Source organism: Stenotrophomonas sp. STEN063 (genome assembly GCF_056854515.1).
In genome coordinates this window covers 61,103-78,586 of sequence record NZ_JBXFWF010000011.1, presented here as the reverse complement: position 1 = coordinate 78,586, position 17,484 = coordinate 61,103, and the positions used below count along the sequence as shown (strand labels likewise).

14 protein-coding genes are annotated in these 17,484 nt (G+C 63.9%); 4 read left to right on the top strand and 10 right to left on the bottom strand.

What is annotated here, in order from left to right; translation table 11 throughout:
- Positions 1 to 136 precede the first annotated feature (136 nt).
- Complete coding sequence (gene hemF, locus AC1VWL_RS05015) at positions 137 to 1,033, top strand: oxygen-dependent coproporphyrinogen oxidase (protein WP_482985968.1); 897 nt, start codon at positions 137 to 139, stop codon at positions 1,031 to 1,033.
- A gap of 168 nt (positions 1,034 to 1,201) precedes the next feature.
- Here the strand turns inward: hemF and AC1VWL_RS05010 are convergent, their stop codons facing one another.
- Together AC1VWL_RS05010 and polA are read right to left on the bottom strand one after the other, a co-directional pair.
- Entirely contained in the window at positions 1,202 to 1,684 is a 483-nt protein-coding gene (locus AC1VWL_RS05010) for a DUF421 domain-containing protein (protein WP_482985967.1), read from the bottom strand.
- A 400-nt stretch (positions 1,685 to 2,084) separates the two neighbouring features.
- A complete protein-coding gene (gene polA / locus AC1VWL_RS05005) occupies positions 2,085 to 4,853 on the bottom strand; it encodes a DNA polymerase I (RefSeq protein WP_482985966.1) in 2,769 nt (922 codons plus the stop codon).
- Positions 4,854 to 4,931: 78 nt separating this feature from the next.
- On the opposite strand from polA, the gene AC1VWL_RS05000 reads away from it, so the two are divergent.
- Positions 4,932 to 5,213 carry a DUF2782 domain-containing protein gene (locus AC1VWL_RS05000; RefSeq protein ID WP_482985965.1) on the top strand — a complete coding sequence of 94 codons (282 nt, stop codon included), beginning with the start codon at positions 4,932 to 4,934 and terminating at the stop codon, positions 5,211 to 5,213.
- A gap of 220 nt (positions 5,214 to 5,433) precedes the next feature.
- Here the strand turns inward: AC1VWL_RS05000 and AC1VWL_RS04995 are convergent, their stop codons facing one another.
- The 4 genes from AC1VWL_RS04995 to AC1VWL_RS04980 all read right to left on the bottom strand — a co-directional run bounded on the left by AC1VWL_RS04995 (position 5,434) and on the right by AC1VWL_RS04980 (position 10,504).
- A complete protein-coding gene (locus AC1VWL_RS04995; protein ID WP_282270134.1) occupies positions 5,434 to 5,883 on the bottom strand; it encodes a universal stress protein in 450 nt (149 codons plus the stop codon).
- 88 nt (positions 5,884 to 5,971) lie between these two features.
- The gene (rtcA, locus tag AC1VWL_RS04990; RefSeq protein ID WP_482985964.1) at positions 5,972 to 6,988 is read right to left on the bottom strand and encodes an RNA 3'-terminal phosphate cyclase; all 1,017 of its coding nucleotides are present in this window, start codon (positions 6,986 to 6,988) and stop codon (positions 5,972 to 5,974) included.
- A gap of 48 nt (positions 6,989 to 7,036) precedes the next feature.
- Positions 7,037 to 8,263 carry an RtcB family protein gene (locus AC1VWL_RS04985; RefSeq protein ID WP_482985963.1) on the bottom strand — a complete coding sequence of 409 codons (1,227 nt, stop codon included), beginning with the start codon at positions 8,261 to 8,263 and terminating at the stop codon, positions 7,037 to 7,039.
- 693 nt (positions 8,264 to 8,956) lie between these two features.
- Entirely contained in the window at positions 8,957 to 10,504 is a 1,548-nt protein-coding gene (locus AC1VWL_RS04980) for a vWA domain-containing protein (protein ID WP_482985962.1), read from the bottom strand.
- 187 nt (positions 10,505 to 10,691) lie between these two features.
- On the opposite strand from AC1VWL_RS04980, the gene rtcR reads away from it, so the two are divergent.
- Complete coding sequence (gene rtcR, locus AC1VWL_RS04975) at positions 10,692 to 12,293, top strand: RNA repair transcriptional activator RtcR (protein ID WP_482985961.1); 1,602 nt, start codon at positions 10,692 to 10,694, stop codon at positions 12,291 to 12,293.
- An 83-nt stretch (positions 12,294 to 12,376) separates the two neighbouring features.
- Here the strand turns inward: rtcR and uvrD are convergent, their stop codons facing one another.
- Positions 12,377 to 14,572, bottom strand: a complete 2,196-nt coding sequence (gene uvrD, locus AC1VWL_RS04970; protein ID WP_482985960.1) for a DNA helicase II — start codon at positions 14,570 to 14,572, stop codon at positions 12,377 to 12,379.
- Between the two features lie 196 nt (positions 14,573 to 14,768).
- Between uvrD and AC1VWL_RS04965 the strand changes: the two genes are divergently transcribed.
- Positions 14,769 to 15,317: a hypothetical protein gene (locus AC1VWL_RS04965; RefSeq protein WP_482985959.1), complete on the top strand. Its 549-nt coding sequence runs from the start codon at positions 14,769 to 14,771 to the stop codon at positions 15,315 to 15,317.
- Between the two features lie 27 nt (positions 15,318 to 15,344).
- Here AC1VWL_RS04965 and AC1VWL_RS04960 read toward each other — a convergent pair whose 3' ends face one another.
- From AC1VWL_RS04960 to rpmB, 3 genes are all read right to left on the bottom strand, one after another.
- On the bottom strand, positions 15,345 to 16,724 hold the full coding sequence (locus AC1VWL_RS04960) for an FAD/NAD(P)-binding protein (protein WP_482985958.1): 1,380 nt from the start codon (positions 16,722 to 16,724) through the stop codon (positions 15,345 to 15,347).
- 154 nt (positions 16,725 to 16,878) lie between these two features.
- Positions 16,879 to 17,046, bottom strand: coding sequence for a 50S ribosomal protein L33 (rpmG, locus tag AC1VWL_RS04955; protein WP_172675037.1), 168 nt, complete (start codon positions 17,044 to 17,046; stop codon positions 16,879 to 16,881).
- 10 nt (positions 17,047 to 17,056) lie between these two features.
- Entirely contained in the window at positions 17,057 to 17,293 is a 237-nt protein-coding gene (gene rpmB, locus AC1VWL_RS04950; RefSeq protein WP_282270140.1) for a 50S ribosomal protein L28, read from the bottom strand.
- Between the last annotated feature and the right edge of the window lie 191 nt (positions 17,294 to 17,484).

The following is a 17,484-nucleotide window of genomic DNA, read 5'->3' as shown; positions in this document are numbered from 1 at the left end:
CAGCTGTGGGGGGCCCCCCACCCCCCCTACACCTAAACCGCGCCCGCCCCCCGGGCGCCGCCCGCCACGGCAAATGGGGCGCCATATAACGCCGGGTGCCGCGGGCCGGGGCCCGGGCCGCCGCTACAGTACGCACATGAACGAATTCGACCGCGTACGCGACTATCTGACCGGCCTGCAGGACCGCATCTGCGCCGCCATCGAGCAGGCCGACGGCCAGGCCCGTTTCAACGAGGACCGCTGGCAGCGCGCCGAGGGCGGCGGTGGCCGCACCCGCATCCTGCGTGATGGCGCAGTGTTCGAGCAGGCCGGCATCGGCTTCTCCGACGTCGCCGGCACGCGCCTGCCACCCTCGGCCTCCGCCAACCGCCCGGAGCTCGCCGGAGCGTCCTGGCGCGCCTGTGGCGTGTCACTGGTGTTCCACCCCAGCAACCCTTACCTGCCGACCACCCACGCCAACGTGCGCTACTTCCAGGCAGAACTGGATGGCAAGACGGTGGCGGCCTGGTTCGGCGGCGGCTTCGACCTGACCCCCTTCTATCCCTTCGACGAGGACGTGCAGCACTGGCATACGGTTGCGCGCGAGCTGTGTGCACCTTACGGCGAAGACCGCTATGCCGCGCACAAGCGCTGGTGCGATGAATATTTCTTCCTCAAGCACCGCAATGAAACGCGCGGCGTTGGCGGCCTGTTCTTCGACGACCTGCACGCTGACTTCGAAACCGACTTCGCTTACCTGCAGGCGGTTGGCGACGGTTTCCTCGATGCCTACCTGCCCATCGTCGAACGCCGCAAGGACACAACGTATGGCGAACGCGAGCGCGAGTTCCAGCTGTACCGCCGTGGCCGCTACGTCGAGTTCAACCTGGTCTACGACCGCGGCACCTTGTTCGGCCTGCAGAGTGGCGGCCGCAGCGAGAGCATCCTGATGAGCCTGCCACCGCGCGTGCGCTGGGAATACGGCTATACCCCCGACAACGGCAGCGACGAAGCGCGCTTGGCCGAATACCTGGTCCCGCGCGACTGGCTGTAGTGCCGAGCCATGCCCGGCAGGGGCTTTACCAGGAAACCAAACGTGTAGGAGCGGCGTAAGCCGCGAAGCTCATGGTCGGTCCGGTTGCGAGCATCGTCGCCACTTCATTGCTGTCAGCTTCGCGGCTTACGCCGCTCCTACAACACCTTTGCCGAGCATGGCTCGGCACTACCTGTTGTCCTTCTTCAGGATAATGGTGATGTGGCCGTTGGTTTCCAGCAGTGCCAGATCAACTTCATCCACTTCATCGCAACCGGCATCGCGCATCGCCTTGGCGAAATCGGCCTTGCTGACCAGCTCGCGCTGCAGCACCTTCTGCAGCACGTGCCCATGCCGCGCCAACACCACCGGTTCGCCTTCGATCACCTGCTCCATCATCGGGCTGCGGGTAGTGATCCAGCCCACGACGTAGTTCAACGCGATCAGCGTGGCTGCCAACAGCAAGCCGCCGCCCAATGACGTGTCCTGCCCCAGCAACGCGTTCTGCACTGCATTGCCCAACAACACCAGCAACAGCATGTCGAACGGGGTGAACTGACCCAGCGTGCGCTTGCCAGCAACCCGCACCATCACCAGCACCACGGCATAGACAATCACCGCGCGCAGGATGAACTCCCACCACGGCATCGCCAGTGCGAACAGGTCGGACATGATTCCCCTCCATCACTCGATGACATCATCGTCGGCCAGTGCGGATAAAGATGGCGCGAGAAACTGGTCGAGAGCAGTCTCTCGTCGAAATAGTTTCAAATGACACAAAAAGAAGCCCCGCCGACCAGGGGGGGGTCGACGGGGCCGGGGAGCGGGCATTTGGGGAGGAATCCCCGCTCCGAGATCTGCTCCAGGGGATGGGAGAGATCCGCGACAGACGTTGCGTCTGTCGCGGACTATATGAGCATTCCCAACCTTGATGGATCGTGAAGATTCTGCCGCCTTTTCAAAAGAATTAAGGACAGATTCATCTGCCGAATAACACTGGCATTTACTAAATACGGTGTAACGCGACGCATTGTTTCATTTACTAAATGTTTCTAGTTAAGAAACTAGAAAATCAATGAGCTTCGTCCCAATTTTCACCGATTCCAGTGTCCACTACCAAGGGAACACGCAAGCTCGCTGCCGATGCCATTCGTTGCTCGACTTCCGCGCGCAAGGTGTCGATGAATGCGATGTCGGCCTCGAACACCAGTTCATCGTGCACCTGCAGGATCATCCTGGCCTTGTCACTGTGCCCTTGCAGCCAGGTGTCCACGCTGACCATCGCGCGCTTGATGATGTCCGCCGCGGTGCCCTGCATCGGCGCATTGATGGCGGCACGTTCGGCGCCGGCACGCAGGCCCTGGTTGCGGGCGTTGATGTCGTTCAAATACAGGCGGCGACCAAACAGGGTCTCCACGTAGCCCTGCTCGCGCGCCTGCACACGCATGCGCTCCATGAAATCGCGCACCGCCGGATAGCGGCTGAAATACAGCGCCACATAATCCTGCGCCTGGCCACGATCGATGCCCAGGTTCTTGGCCAGGCCGAACGCGCTCATGCCGTACATCAGGCCGAAGTTGATTGCCTTGGCCGCGCGACGCTCGTTCGGCGTCACTTCGTCCAGCGCGCGACCGAACACTTCGGCAGCGGTGGCACGATGCACGTCGGCACCCTGCTCGAATGCGCGCACCAGGCCCGGGTCTTCCGACAGATGCGCCATGATCCGCAGCTCGATCTGCGAGTAGTCGCAGGCCATCAGCTTGCGCCCCGGCGGTGCGACAAATGCCTTGCGGATACGCCGGCCGTCCTCGGTACGGACCGGGATGTTCTGCAGGTTGGGATCGGACGAGGACAGGCGCCCGGTCGCTGCTCCCGACTGGTGGTAGCTGGTGTGCACACGGCCGGTGTCCGGGTTGACCATCTCCGGCAGCTTGTCGGTATAGGTGCTGCGCAGCTTGGTCAGGCCGCGGTATTCGAGGATGACGCGCGGCAGCTCATGCTGCTCGGCAATCGCTTCCAACGCTTCTTCATTGGTGCTGGGCTGGCCCTTGGGGGTTTTCACCAACGCCGGCAGGCCCAGCTCGTCGAACAACACCGCCTGCAGCTGCTTGGGCGAATCCAGGTTGAAGGTATGCCCTGCCAGCTCGGTGGCCTTCTGCTGCGCCGCCAGCATGCGTGCGGACAGATCGCTGCTCTGCCGCTTCAGCTCGGCCGCATCGATGCGCACGCCGTTGGCCTCGATGCGCGCGAGCACCGGCACCAGCGGCATTTCGATATCGCGGTACACGCTCTGCAGCGACGGCACCGCCGCCAGCTGCGGGCCCAGCACACGGTGCAGGCGCAAGGTGATGTCAGCGTCTTCGGCGGCGTAGGCGCCGGCTTCGTCGATGCCAACCTGGGCAAACGAAATCTGCTTTGCGCCCTTGCCTGCCACGTCCTCGAACTTGGTGGTGGTGTAGCCAAGATAGCGCTGCGCCAGCGAGTCCATGTCGTGGCGGGTAGCGGTGGAGTTCAGCACGAAGCTTTCCAGCATGGTGTCGTCGGCATAGCCCTGCACCTCGACGCCGTGGCGGCGCAGCACATGGATGTCGTACTTGCCGTGCTGGCCGAGCTTCTTCTTGCCGGCATCTTCCAGCAGCGGCTTGAGCGCATCCAGCACCTGCTGCATCGGCAGCTGTGCCGGCGCACCCGGATAGATGTGGCCGACTGGGATGTACGCGCCCTTGCCGGGTTCGACCGCCAGACTGATACCAACGAGGTTGGCGCGCATCGCATCCAGCGCATCGGTTTCGGTATCGAAGGCGAATTCATCGGCGGCCTGCAGACGTTCCACCCAGGCCTGCAGCTGCTCGCTGGTGAATACCGTTTCGTATTCACCCTTGGCCGCCATCGCCGGGTCCAGCCCTGCAGCCGGCTCACTGTCGACGGCCTTGGCATAGCCAGCGGCAGTGCCGCGCAGGCTGGGCTTGCTGTCGGCAGCGACGTCCGGTGCGGCAACCCCACCCAGTTCACGCAGCGCCTGGGTGAAGCCGTAACGCGCGTACAGGCCACGCAGCGACTCCACGTCCTGTTCGCGCAGCTGCAGGTCACGTGGCCCCTGTTCCAGCGGCACGTCGGTGCGGATGGTGACCAGATCACGGTTCAAGGGCAGCCGCGGCAGCGCGGCGCGCAGGTTCTCGCCAATCTTGCCCTTCATGCCCGGGGCAGCGGCGATCACGCCATCCAGGTCGTTGTACTCGGCCAGCCATTTGGCGGCGGTCTTGGGGCCGCACTTCTCCACGCCCGGCACGTTGTCGACGGTATCGCCCATCAACGCGAGGTAATCGATGATCTGATCGGCGCGCACGCCGAACTTGTCGATCACCGCCGCGTCCGAGTCGGTGCGGCTGCCGGTCATGGTATTGACCAGCACCACGCCTGGACGCACCAGCTGGGCGAAATCCTTGTCGCCGGTGGAGATGGTGACTTCCAGTCCATCCGCAGCGGCGGCCAGCGCCAGCGTGCCGATCACGTCATCGGCCTCGACACCGTCGACGCGCAGGATGTCGATGCCCAGCGCCTGCACGATGTCGCACATCGGCTGCACCTGCGAGCGCAGGTCGTCGGGCATCGGCGGACGGTTGGCCTTGTACTCGGCATACATGTCGTCGCGGAAGGTCTTGCCCGGCGCATCGACCACGAAGGCCACGTATTCGGGCTTTTCCTTCAGCGTGGACCGCAGCATGTTGACCACGCCGAACAGCGCGCCGGTAGGCTCGCCATTGGCGTTGGTCAGTGGCGGGAGCGCGTGGAACGCGCGGTACAGGTAACTGGAACCGTCTATAAGGACTAATCTGCTCATGCGCTGATTCTACGCGGCGGACCGTTGCCGCATGTGGACAGGCATAATCGAACCATTCCCACCGAAGGATGCGACCCGATGAAATCCCTGCTGCTGATTCCCCTGCTGGCCCTGGCCGGCTGCGCCTCCCTCGGCGGCGGCTCGCCTCCGGTAGATGTCAAAGGTGCGGATATCACGCGCAAGTCGATGGACAACGGCGACACCATCGAGGAATACCGGGTCGGCGGCACCCTGCGCATGGTCAAGGTGACCCCGTCGCGCGGCGCACCGTTCTACATGTACGACCGCGATGGCGACGGCCGCATGGACAGCGACAAGGACGGCACCAAGCCGGTGTACTGGAAGCTGTATAGCTGGTGATCTTCTACCCCCTCCCTTGCGCGAAGCGCAGGGGAGGGTTGGGGAGGGGTGCTCTTGGCGGCCAAGCGTGAATAGCAGCCGGCCCTCTCACCTGCTCCGACAAAGCCCTCGTTTGAGGGCTTTGCTGATTCGGCTCACTGGGTTCTTTGGGGACACAGCAACAAGCACCCCTCCCCACCCCTCCCCTCCGTGCTGCGCACGCAAGGGAGGGAGCAAAGCCTCAGCGGATTACCAGCACCGGGACCGTGCTGCGGGCCAGCACCTCGGAGGTCTGGCTGCCCAGCAATACCCGGGTGACGCCGCGGCGACCATGCGAGGTCATCACCACCAGGTCGCTGTTGCAGGCCTTGGCGGTGTCGATGATGCCGTCGGCGGCGTAGCGGTCCAGCACGTGGTGGGTCTGCACGTCGGCGACATCAGCGGCGTGCGCGGCTGCCAGCGCCGGCTGCAGGATCTTCTGTGCGGCTTCCTCGCGGTCCTTCTTGTACTCCGGGCTGGCCTCGTAGCCTGCGCTCCAGCCCATGGCGTCGTACATGCCCACCGCCCACGGCTCGGAAACCGTGACGATGTCGGCATGCGCGCCCAGCTGGGCGGCCAACTCCAAGCCCTTGGCCAGGCCCTTGGCGGAAAGCTCGGAACCGTCGGTGGCGATCAGGATGCGCTTGTACATGGCAGTTCTCCTTGGATGAAGGGTGGTGGTGACACCATTGCACACCCGATGTTGCCCCCATGCCTTGCGCGAGATCAAACCCGGTCGATCAGGCGCTGACCCATACCTCCCAGTGTGGTCCGCGCTGCTGCCAGTCGAATTCCACCGGCAGGAACTTCTCGATCAGCCGCGCATTGCTGCGCAGATGGTCGCTGAGCGTGGCGGTGGTGAAGCGACCACCGCCCGCCAAGGCCATCGGCAGCAACAGCTGATCGGACAGGTGCTCGCCCACGCAGGCACCGCCCTCCAGATAGGCCTGCACGGTGTCGGCCAGCCGACCCGCCACGTCCTCGGCGGCCAGCCCGCGCTCGCCATGACTGTCGAAATGCTCGACATGGCTGTCATGGCGCAGCGTCATCGAGGCCACATTGCCCGGCCCCAAGGCTGGCCGCACCACCCGCACATGGCGCGGATGCGCATCCACACCGAAGCGCTTGGCCAGCACATCCAGCTCACGCTGGCCGATGGCGGCGGGCAGGCCCGACACCAGTACCTGCGCCTCCAGCGCCTGCAATGGCCCGCGCACGCTGAACTCGAGTGGCTGCAGCTGCGCACACCCCTGCACCGTCGCTTCCAGCACCCCGCCACCGGCCGGATGGAAGCCCGGCACATGCAACTGCAGGTCCGCCTGCACGCCCATGCGCGCCAATGCCGGCAGATAGCAGCTGCTGATGAAGTCGGCACTCGGTGCCATCGGATTGTGCGTACCACCTTCCAGCCGCACACGTGACGGCGCGGAGGCCTGCCATAGCGCAGGCAGCACTGTCTGCAGCACCAACGTCGCCGAGCCGGCGCTGCCGATGGCGAAGTGGTAGTCGCCCGCCTGCACGATGCCGGGCACGAAACGCAGCGTGGTCGCCCCCAGCGCAGCGCCTTCCACCTGCGCATTGCTGATCCGCGCTGCGGCGTTGACCGCGGTCAAATGCTGGCGCATCAACCCCGGCCGCGGGCGCTTGGCACGGATGTCCTGCATGGCAAAGCCAATCCCGGTGCACAGGCTCAAGCTCAGCGCAGAGCGCAGCAACTGCCCGCCGCCCTGGGTTCCATCGATTTCAATCATTTCCATTGTCTTGCCTTCCTGTGGCGCCCCACCGCAGTGGAGCGCCATTTTGTCTTATCCCTTCACACATACCACCTGACGCAGGGTATGCATGATCTCAACCAGATCGCGCTGCGCCTCCATCACCGCCTCGATCGACTTGTAGGCGGCCGGTGACTCATCCACTACCTCGGCGTCCTTGCGGCACTCCACGTGCGCGGTGGCCTTGATGTGGTCATCCACGCTGATCAGCTTGCGCGCCTTGGTGCGGCTCATCACGCGGCCGGCACCGTGGCTGCAGCTGTGGAAGCTGTCCTCGTTGCCCAGCCCGCGCACGATGAAGCTCTTGGCGCCCATGCTGCCCGGAATGATGCCCATCTCGCCCTTGCGCGCACTCACTGCGCCCTTGCGTGTCACCAGCACATCCTTGCCGAAGTGGTGCTCGCGGTTGACGTAGTTGTGGTGGCAGTTGACCGCCTCGGCCTGCGCCTCGAACGGCTTGCTGATCACCGTACGTGCGGCGGCCACGACGTTGCGCATCATCACCTCACGGTTGATGCGGGCGAAACGCTGTGCCCAATCCACCGCGAACACGTAGTCGCCGTAATGCGCGCTGCCTTCCGGCAGGTATGCCAGGTCCTGGTCCGGCAGGTTGATCATCCAGCGACGCATTTCCTGCTTGGCCAGCTCGATGAAGTAGGTGCCGATGGCATTGCCGACGCCACGCGAACCGGAGTGCAGCATGAACCACACGCGCTGCTCTTCATCCAGGCACACCTCGACGAAGTGGTTGCCGGTACCCAGCGTTCCCAGATGCTTGAGGTTGTTGGTGTTCTTCAGCTTGGGGTGGCGCTCGCAGATCAGGGCGAAGTCAGCAGCAAGCTGCGACCAGCCTTCCACCGCCAGCTCCGGCGCGGTGTCCCAGCTGCCCTTGTCGCGGCCGCCACGGGTCACGCTGCGGCCATGTGGCACTGCGCGTTCGATCGCGCTGCGCAGGGCCGACAGATTGTCCGGCAGGTCGCTGGCGGTCAGCGTTGTGCGGGTGGCGATCATGCCGCAGCCGATATCCACGCCAACCGCAGCCGGAATGATGGCGCCGATGGTCGGTACCACCGAGCCCACGGTTGCGCCCTTGCCAAGGTGCACGTCGGGCATCACCGCAACCCACTGATGGATGAAGGGCAGGCGCGCGATGTTCTTCAGCTGCTCACGGGCCTCGTCTTCCAAGGGCACGCCGCGCGTCCACAGCTTGATCGGTGCCGCACCATGCTCCTGGATCACGTTGTAATTGGTGTCGTTCATTGATGGCTTTCCTGTCATCTTCAAATCAAAGGTGCGGTGACAAAGGGGGTGGAACTGTCCGCAATGCCAGAACAGGTCTGGCAAGGCGGCCGGGACTTGAACCCGACCCCGAAGGGCTTCCAATGTAGTTCCACCTGCATTCACCGCATGAAACATCTACGAAAGGTGCCGGCCTGCACGACGAGGTTTGAAGGAACATCCTGCTCTACCTGACTGAGCTACCGCTGCGTTTCCACAACGGGCGGGATTCGAACCCGCGACCCGGAGCTTAAGAGGCTGTAGTTCCTTCGGCATTCGTGCATGCCGACGTTGATGCGCTTTCATGCCGAAGCACGAAGTAATATGAAAAGGTGCCGGCAAGTACGACAAGAATGATGGAACGTTTCACCGCTGTGCCACGAGGGCAAGGCGGCGATCCTGCTCTATCCACTGAGCTACCGATGCATTGCGGCATCGGGCGGGAATCGAACCCGCGACCTGGAGCGTGAAAGGCTGTAGTTCCATCGGCATTCGCACATGCCGACATTGAGGGGTGGGAGCAGACGGCAAGGGTTGGACTGACTCTCCGGATTCGAACCGGAATGAACAACCAATGTAGTCAGGCCGGCATCCGCCTTCTCCCATGAAATAGTCTCCAGGCCCGGCCGGCCCCATTGCCGGCCGGGCATCACATCGGCGACATCCGTATCGCCCTTACAAATCCATTGCCGCGATCCGCTCCACCCAGCGCGGGCGCTGTGCCGGCGGCAGGCTGGCATTGGCCAGCAACTCGAACACCGCATCGCTGAAGCCGCCGATATGCAGCACGTCCTCGCGCTCTACCGTCTGGCTGCTGGCCACCGGCTGCAGATCAATGCAGACCAGCTGCGCCTGCGGGCAACGCGCCTTCAGCGCGGCCCACTCACGCATGGTTGCGGTCTCACGGTTGCCGCGGGTGTCACGCCAGCTTTCGTTGTCCGACACCAGCACCAGCAGATCCAACTGCGCCCGCTTGCGGTTGAGGTAGGCCAGCGGTGCACTTACCGACGTACCGCCACCATTGATTGCCAACTGCTTTGCCAGGGTCATCACGCTGTCACGCGGGTTCAACTGCTGTGGATGCACCTCGGTATCGAACAGCAGCACCTGCGCCTGCGGGTGACCGCGCAACACACAGGCCGCGATCAAGGCCGCCACGTCGACGCACCGCGCCGCCGAGCTTGCCCCCTTGCGATAGCCGGTTACCGGCCACTGCATCGAACCGGAGACGTCCACCGCCACCACCACCTTGCCCTGCAATGCCGGCACCGACGCGGTCGCCACTTCCATCGCGTCCTGCAGCGCGTCCAGGATCGGACGCGGCAGTGCCGCACCGGCGTGGTAGGCCATCAGTAGCTGGTAGGGCAGCACCCGCGAACGGGCGATCTGCTGCGGGTCACGCAGCTTCGCTGCCACTTCAGCCACCATCGCCGCATCCTCGAACACACCGTGACGGGCAAAGGTGTTCAAGTTCATCCGCAGCTGCTGCCAGCTTGAGTTGCGCGCCAGCACCGACCACTGCGCCGCATCCAATGCCAGCGCGCTGTAATACTGGAACGGCAGGTCCGGCAGCATCCCACGCGGTTCGCGCTTGAACGCCTCGTAGGCACGCAGTTCTGCTGGCAACAGCGCCTCGTCGTACGGCCGCCCGATCACCCAGGCATACAGCGCTTCACGCGCGGCATCCTGCGGCTTGGGGTGGACCATGCGGATCACATCGGCCAGCGACGGCTGGTTGCCGATCGCCGCACGGATGATCGCCTTCGGCGACGCCTGCTCCAGCCACTGCCGCAGCAGGCGCTTCGGCAACGACCCCAACGAACGGCGACCTACCCGACCACTGCGCATGATCTGCACGAAGGTGCGCAGCATGCGGCCGTTGTCGATCACATGCGGGAAGGCCGCGGCAAAGGCCTCGCCATCACGCACGCTCAGCAGCGCCAACAGCAGTGCCGGCACGTCCTTCATGTGCGCCACACCGTGGGCATAGGCGGCGGTGCGGGCAATGAAGCCGGCATCGACCTCGTTGCACAGCGCCTGCACCTGCTCCAGCTGCGTATCGGCGCTGGCGTAGAAGGTGCTGTTCAAGCAACCGGTGGCAGCGAACAGGGCCAAGGCCGCACGCGGGTCACGGGCATAGGCCGATCCACCGGCCTCGTTGCGGACCGTGGCCTTCGGCAGCAGGGCGCCGCGGAAGGATGCGAACAGGTTTGCGTTGGCCATTTCGTACTCCTTGGCGGGAACTGCCCGCCGCTTGTCTTGCCCCTATAAACGCAATGGCCGTGCCAACTTTTCCACCACTCGATCAATTCATTGATTTACAAAGGTATTTTTAATCTCCAGGAGAGGATTCGCGCATCCGTGATGCGGACTTACGTATACTTTCAGCGCGCTATTTATAGGAATGGATATGTCAAAGCGTCAGGTCATCTTCGGCATGCTCGGCACCCAGCTCGATTCGGGCAGCGGCCCCGGTCGTTGGGAAAAATGGCGGCCCACCGTAGCCTTGGGCATGCATGAAGACTTCCAGCCCGATCGCATTGAGCTGATGCTGGACGAGCGCCGCTTCAGCCGGCTGGCCAAACTCGTGCAGGAAGATCTGGCACTGGTATCACCCGGTACCGAGCTGCGCCTGCACGACACCTACCTGGTCGATCCCTGGGAATTCGAAGGCGTCTACGCACGCCTGCACGACTTTCTCGCGGCCTATCCATTCCAGCCGGACGAGGAGGACTACTACGTCCACATCACCACCGGCACCCACGTCACCCAGATCTGCTGGTTCCTGCTGACCGAGAGCCGCCACTTCCCCGGCCGCCTGCTGCAGACCTCGCCGCCGCGCAAGCAAAGCAATGGCGACCCCGGCAGCCACACCGTGATCGACCTGGACCTGTCGCGCTACGACCACATCGCCCAGCGCTTCGCCCAACAGCAGCTGCAGGATCGCGACCTGCTCAAGAGCGGCATCGCCACCCGCAACCCGGGTTTCAACCGGATGATCGAGCAGATCGAGAAAGTCGCCACGCGCTCGCGCGCACCGATGCTGCTGACCGGCCCCACCGGTGCCGGCAAGAGCCAGTTGGCCAAGCGCGTATTCGAGCTGAAGAAGCTCAAGCACCAGCTGCCAGGTCGTTTCGTCGAGGTGAACTGCGCCACCCTGCGCGGCGACGGCGCGATGAGCACCTTGTTCGGCCATACCAAGGGCGCCTATACCGGCGCCAGCAGCGACCGCGCCGGCCTGCTGCGCTCGGCCCACCAAGGCCTGCTGTTCCTCGACGAGATCGGCGAGCTGGGCGCCGACGAACAAGCCATGCTGCTGCGCGCACTGGAAGAGAAGCGCTTCCTGCCGGTGGGCAGTGACCGCGAGGTGGAAAGCGACTTCCAGCTGATTGCCGGCACCAACCGCGACCTGCAGCACGATGTCCGCCAAGGCCGCTTCCGCGAGGACCTGCTGGCACGCCTGAACCTATGGACTTACCAACTCCCCGGCCTTGCCCAACGCAGCGAGGACATCGAGCCCAACCTGGAATTCGAACTGGAACGCTGGTCGCGCGAGCAGCACGAACGCGTGCGCTTCAACGCCGAAGCGCGTAGCCGCTATCTGACATTCGCCACCAGCAGCGAAGCTGCATGGCGCGGCAACTTCCGCGATCTGGGCGCCAGTGTTGTGCGCATGGCGACGCTGGCAAATGCAGGACGCATCCAGACCGACGGCGTCGATGAAGAGATCAACCGCCTGCGCACGCAATGGCATGGCGGCGATGATGCATCGCCACTGCAGGCATTGCTCGGCGATGCTGCCAACCAACTGGACCGCTTCGATCGCGTGCAGCTGGAAGAAGTGGTACGCGTCTGCCTGCGCTCAAAAAACCTGTCTGCGGCTGGCCGTGAACTGTTCGCGGTATCGCGCACGCAGCGTACCAGCACCAACGACGCCGATCGCCTGCGCAAATACCTGGCCAAGTTCGATCTGGACTGGGAGCAGCTGCAGAATCACGCAACCCAACTGTAGTGCCGAGCCATGCTCGGCAGTCCTTCACGCACAGACTAATACGCCGACCACTCCCCGGGTGCGCTGCGCTTACCCGGGCTACATCAAATCACCGTCAGATTCGCGTACGCCATCACCAGCCACTTGCTGCCGGCGTCGGCGAACTCGACCTGCACGCGTGCATGCTGGCCGTTGCCTTCGTAGTCGGTGACCATGCCTTCGCCGAACTTGGGGTGATTGACCAAGGCACCGAGCTTGATCGGCGGCACTTCGATATTGGCGTGACCACCCATCACCCGGTTGGCACCCAGCGAGGCCGGGCGCGAAACCTGCACCTTGGGACGAACCTCGTTGAGCAGCTCGCGCGGAATCTCGCGCAGGAAGCGTGACGGCAGGCTGTAATTGTCCTGGCCGTGGATGCGGCGCGATTCGGCATAGCCCAGCACCAGCTTCTGCCGTGCGCGGGTAATGCCGACGTAAGCCAGACGGCGCTCTTCTTCCAGACGCCCGCTTTCTTCCAGCGAGCGTGCACTCGGGAACAGGCCTTCTTCCATGCCGGCCAGGAACACCAGCGGGAATTCCAGACCCTTGGCCGAGTGCAGTGTCATCAGCTGCACACCCTCTTCGCCCGCCTGCGCCTGGCCTTCGCCAGCTTCCAGCGAGGCGTAGGACAGGAAGGCGACCAGCTCGCTCATGTCCTCGGCACCCTCCTCGATGTCGTCTTCGCGACGCACGAAGCGCGAGGCTACCGAGATCAATTCGTCGAGGTTGTCGGTACGCGATTCCGAGTCCAGCGCGTTGCGGCTTTCCTTGCCCCAATGCTCACGCAGCGCCGAACGCGACAGCACGTGATCGATACGCTCGGACAGATCCATCTCGCCGGTCTCGGCGGTGATCTTCTGCACCAGATTGATGAAGCCGGCCAGGGCGTTCTTGGCGCGCGAGGTCAGGTCGGCGCCCTGCGTGGCCAGCATCGCCGCTTCCCACAATGGCAGCGCCTGCTGGCGCGCAATGCGCCGCACTTCATCCAGGGTACGCTCGCCGATGCCGCGCGTCGGCGTATTCACCGCCCGCTCGAAGGCCGCATCGTCGTTGCGGTTGGTCATCAGGCGCAGATAGGCCAGCGCGTCCTTGATTTCAGCACGCTCGAAGAAGCGCATGCCGCCATACACGCGGTACGGCACCTGCTCGCTGAGCAGCGCTTCTTCGAAGGCGCGTGACTGCGCGTTGCTGCGGTAGAGCACGGCAACATCACCGTAGCTGCCACCATCACGTACCCACTGCCGCGCACGCTCGACCAGGTAACGCGCCTCGTCCATCTCGTTGTAGGCGGCGAACAGATCGATCGGGTCACCGTCACCGCTATCGGTCCACAACTCCTTGCCGATGCGGTCCGGGTTGTGCGCGATCACCGCATTGGCGGCACCGAGGATGTTTGCGGTGGAGCGGTAGTTCTGCTCCAGGCGAATGGTCTGCGCGCCGGGGAAATCCTTGAGGAAGCGCTGCACGTTCTCGACCTTGGCGCCGCGCCAGCCGTAGATGGCCTGGTCATCATCACCGACCACGAATACATGCGCGCTGTCGCCGGCCAGCACGCGCACGAAGGCGTACTGGATGGCATTGGTGTCCTGGAACTCGTCGACCAGGATCTCGCGGAAGCGGGCGCGGTAATGCGCCAGCAGCGCCGGGTTGTCGCGTAGCAGTTCATGCGCGCGCAGCAGCAGTTCGGCGAAGTCGACCAGGCCGGCACGGTCGCAGCGCTCCTGGTAGGCCGCATAGGCCTGGCGCAGGGTTTCGCCCCACTGGTCGTGCGGCTCGGGCTGGATGTGCTGCGGACGTCGGCCTTCATCCTTCTGCGTGTTGATCCACCACATCACCTGCTTGGGCGGGTACTTGCTGTCGTCCAGCTCAAGTTGCTGGACCACGCGCTTGACCATGCGCAGCTGGTCGTCCGAATCCATCACCTGGAAGGCTTCGGGCAGCTTGGCATCGGCCCAGTGCAGGCGCAGCAGGCGATGGGCCAGGCCGTGGAAGGTACCGATCCACATGCCGCGGCTGCCCTTGCTCAGCTGCAGGTCGATGCGGTGGCGCATTTCGCCGGCCGCCTTGTTGGTGAAGGTGACCGCGAAAATGCCGTGCGCAGGTACACCGCAGACTTCGGTGAGCCAGGCGATGCGATGGATAAGCACGCGCGTCTTGCCGGAACCGGCGCCGGCAAGAATCAGGTGGTGACCAAGAGGCGCGGAAACGGCCTCGCGCTGGGCTGCGTTCAGCCCGTCGAGCAAGTGGGAGACATCCATGCGCCCATTTTACGGGAAGCGGAGCAAGGCTTCCTGCAGGGTTCGCCGGCACCACGGACAGACAACGCCCAGTTGTTAGGCGCACCTGTACCAGCCCTGCGGATTTGACATCCGGACAGGTAAGCGCAATGCTCGATTGTCACTGGAATTACGGTTTTCTCTCCGCTCACGCAGCTCTCAATCCGAGGAGTGTGAAATGGCAAGGAACACGCGTGTGGTTCTGGCGGGTATGGCGTTTGCGATGCTGGCAGGTGTCGCACAGGCAGACAACCCAACGCCAGCGCAGCAACAACAGGTGCTGCCGGTGCTGGTGAAACTCAACGCCCAGGGCCGGGTGACCTACGTCAGCCCCTCCTCCCGCCTGCCACCGAAGATCAACCGGCTGCTGCGGGCAAACATCACCGAACTCTTTGCCGGCCCCGCCAACACTGCAGCGCCGGGCAAGAGTGACAGTAGCCGCCAGTTCATCGCCAACATGACGACCATCGCCACGCCAAATGGCCCTGGAGACCTGCATACCGTGCATTTCGCCCTGGTTTCCACCCAGACGGTACCCAGCGGCAGTTGGTACTGGGAGCACATGGATGGCCGGCGCCTCGCCCTGGTCAACCGGAACCTGCTCCCTGCGAACAGTTTGCCGCGCGAACCCTCGGACAGATCATGGGACCGACCTTCACCATCCAACGATGGCGGCTCCTCGGGCAGCAACGGCGGCTCTCCACCGGCAGGTGGCAAGAACACCTGAGCAAGACGGAGAACCGGTGGGAGCAACCTAGCGCAGCGTCTGCTGCGCCGCCGCGGCCGCCTGCCCGCGCAATTCAGGAATCGCCAGACTCTCCCACAGGTTGCCGATGCGCAGGCTGCCCAACACCTGCACGCGCGGCTCGACCACGCCATCGGCGTCGATCAAGCTGCCGTCGGCTGCCGTGTCCAGGCCGATCCCGTGCGGGCCAGCGCGGCCCACGCCGCTGCCCAGCAACTGCTGCAGCAGCGGATTGCGCATCGCCTGCGCGCGCATCTCCACACCGGTGGCGTTGATCACGCATTGCACTTCCAACTGCAACGGCTGACGCCAGCGATCCTGCGCGCTCAACCGCACGCAGGCGCCTTCGGCAACGGCGGTTTCCAGACGGCCACGATGCAACTGCAGGCGACCGGCCCGCTGCAGCTCCAGCAGCTGCGCATGCAGCGGGGCGGCGATGCGGTGGCGATGCACATCCCAGTAGCGCACCACATGGCGCAGGAAGCGGCGCTGGTCATCGAATGAAAGGGTTTGCCACAGCCGTTGACCCAGCGGACGGATACGCTCCATCACGCTTTGCCACGGAATATCACGCGTTGCCGCTTCGGCCGCGTGACATCGCAGTGCATGCATGCGCTGGCGCAGATTCATCGCCAGCAAAGGCTCGGGATCGTAATCGGCCGCAGCGCCCTTGGCATGGGGCAACGGCAGCAGCGCATGCCGCGACATCACATGGATACGGCCGCGATGACCATTGGCCTGCAGCGTTGCCACGCTGTCGGCCATGCTCAGGCCGGAACCGATGATCGCCACGTCGGCGTTGCCCGCAATGCCGTCGAGTGACGGGTAATCCCAGGCTTCCACGCGTTTGCCATCGACCAGGCCACTGGCACCGCGCGCCGGCAACGGCCGCAGCGCATTGCCCACTGCCAGAATCACCCGCCCAGCCTGCAACGGCCGGCCCGAATCCAGGGTCAGCAGCACGCCTTCGTCATTGGGCTGCAGCGCCTGTACGCGCGCAGCAAGAATTTCCAATTGCGCAGGACTGGCGTCCACCGCCTGCTGCAGACGGTGGCGCAGGTAGTCGGCGTAAAAACGACGCGGCACGAACTGCCCGGCCAACTGTTCCCGCGACAGTGCCGGAAAGGCCTGCGCCTCACACAGGTAGTCGAGGAAATCCTCGGGTTGTTCAGGAAAGCCACTCATCTTGGCGGCCGGCACGTTCAATACGTGCTCGTCGCGGGTGGTGGCATAGGCCACGCCACGGGCCAGCGGCAGACTGGGCTCGATCACCAGCAGGCGCAGCGGCCCGCTTGCGCCACGCAGCACGCCGATGGCGGCAAGCACGCCGGCGGCGCCACCGCCAATGATGGCCAGATCACACAATGCAGGGGTATCGATAACACTCATCTGCCCGATTGTAGGCGATGCAGTCCCCTCGCCTGATGCTGCACGGGCATGTATTCATGCTCGCAGGGCGGGAACTTTTTTCACGGCACTGAAACACAAAACCCGCCTTTCGGCGGGTTCTGCTTGGAACAGCAGCTCAAACAATCCGTGAGGATTACTTGATCTTGCCTTCCTTGTACATCACGTGCTTGCGAACAACCGGATCGTACTTGAGGAATTCCATCTTCCCCGGGGTGTTCTTCTTGTTCTTGTCGGTCGTGTAGAAGTGGCCAGTGCCGGCCGAGGAAATCATACGGACCTTATCGCGCTTACCTGCCATGATCGTTTACTCCTCAGACCTTTTCGCCGCGCGCACGCAGCTCAGCCAGAACGGAATCGATGCCGTTCTTGTCGATGGTGCGCAGTGCATGCGCGGAAACACGAAGCTTGATCCAGCGGTTTTCGCTGGCAACCCAGAAACGACGCTCGTGCAGGTTCGGCATGAAACGACGACGGGTCTTGTTGTTGGCGTGCGAGACGTTGTTACCCGTCTGCACTCGCTTGCCGGAAACTTGGCATACGCGGGACATTGCGCACCTCGGTAATGTTGATGACTTCCTTAGCCAGGAAGACGGCGGCCCCGGCGGTTACCCGCCACGCGTCATGGGAATCAAAGAGTTACGCTGACAAGGGTGGCCAGATGACGTGTTCCCGGCCACCGGCCCGGAGAATTCCGGACACAGCGAGCCGCATATTGTGCATGCAATCAGGTACCTGCGCA

What these genes read in the sequence shown, in the direction of transcription:
- hemF (WP_482985968.1), top strand. Translation starts at nt 137, where the DNA reads ATGAACGAATTCGACCGCGTACGCGACTATCTGACCGGCCTGCAGGAC.
- AC1VWL_RS05010 (WP_482985967.1), bottom strand. Translation starts at nt 1,684, where the DNA reads ATGTCCGACCTGTTCGCACTGGCGATGCCGTGGTGGGAGTTCATCCTG.
- polA (WP_482985966.1), bottom strand. Translation starts at nt 4,853, where the DNA reads ATGAGCAGATTAGTCCTTATAGACGGTTCCAGTTACCTGTACCGCGCG.
- AC1VWL_RS05000 (WP_482985965.1), top strand. Translation starts at nt 4,932, where the DNA reads ATGAAATCCCTGCTGCTGATTCCCCTGCTGGCCCTGGCCGGCTGCGCC.
- AC1VWL_RS04995 (WP_282270134.1), bottom strand. Translation starts at nt 5,883, where the DNA reads ATGTACAAGCGCATCCTGATCGCCACCGACGGTTCCGAGCTTTCCGCC.
- rtcA (WP_482985964.1), bottom strand. Translation starts at nt 6,988, where the DNA reads ATGGAAATGATTGAAATCGATGGAACCCAGGGCGGCGGGCAGTTGCTG.
- AC1VWL_RS04985 (WP_482985963.1), bottom strand. Translation starts at nt 8,263, where the DNA reads ATGAACGACACCAATTACAACGTGATCCAGGAGCATGGTGCGGCACCG.
- AC1VWL_RS04980 (WP_482985962.1), bottom strand. Translation starts at nt 10,504, where the DNA reads ATGGCCAACGCAAACCTGTTCGCATCCTTCCGCGGCGCCCTGCTGCCG.
- rtcR (WP_482985961.1), top strand. Translation starts at nt 10,692, where the DNA reads ATGTCAAAGCGTCAGGTCATCTTCGGCATGCTCGGCACCCAGCTCGAT.
- uvrD (WP_482985960.1), bottom strand. Translation starts at nt 14,572, where the DNA reads ATGGATGTCTCCCACTTGCTCGACGGGCTGAACGCAGCCCAGCGCGAG.
- AC1VWL_RS04965 (WP_482985959.1), top strand. Translation starts at nt 14,769, where the DNA reads ATGGCAAGGAACACGCGTGTGGTTCTGGCGGGTATGGCGTTTGCGATG.
- AC1VWL_RS04960 (WP_482985958.1), bottom strand. Translation starts at nt 16,724, where the DNA reads ATGAGTGTTATCGATACCCCTGCATTGTGTGATCTGGCCATCATTGGC.
- rpmB (WP_282270140.1), bottom strand. Translation starts at nt 17,293, where the DNA reads ATGTCCCGCGTATGCCAAGTTTCCGGCAAGCGAGTGCAGACGGGTAAC.